The organism is Mesorhizobium sp. M7A.F.Ca.MR.362.00.0.0 (genome assembly GCF_004023175.1).
GTDB lineage: Bacteria > Pseudomonadota > Alphaproteobacteria > Rhizobiales > Rhizobiaceae > Mesorhizobium.
In genome coordinates, this window is record NZ_RZTF01000904.1 from 1 (window position 1) to 514 (window position 514).

Sequence of the window (514 nt, forward strand, 5' to 3'; positions counted from 1 at the left end):
GGCATGGATCCTAGGGTCTGCGCAGGCCGCTGCGCGCCTGCTCTGCCCTAGGATGACGAAGGGGTGGTTGACCGCTCCCTTTACGCACGCCGCCTCGCGGTGCCCTGGGATGACGAAGGCGCGGTGGGCCGCCCCCTCACCCGACCTCCGCTTCGCTCCGGCCACCCTCTCCCCGTTGGGGAGAGGAGGGAGCCCGTCGATTGCTCCCTCAATCATCATAGCTGTGCCCTGCCCGCAGCCCGTCGCGCACGCGCGCCGCGATCGCCAGAAACTCCGGCGTCTCGCGGATGTCGAGCGGCCGCTCTCTCGGCAGCGTCGATTCGATGACGTCGCTGACGCGGCCCGGGCGCGGCGACATGACGACGATGCGCGTCGACAGATAAACGGCTTCCGGAATGGAGTGGGTGACGAAGCAGATGGTCTTGTTGGTGCGTCCCCACAATTCCAGCAATTGCTCGTTGAGATGGTCGCGCACGATCTCGTCCAGCGCGCCGAACGGCTCGTCCATCAGCAG

General features: G+C 67.1%; 1 pseudogene. It reads right to left on the bottom strand.

The window, feature by feature from the left end:
• Positions 1 to 208: 208 nt before the first annotated feature.
• Positions 209 to 514: pseudogene (locus EOC06_RS38450) on the bottom strand (ABC transporter ATP-binding protein); the annotation flags it as partial.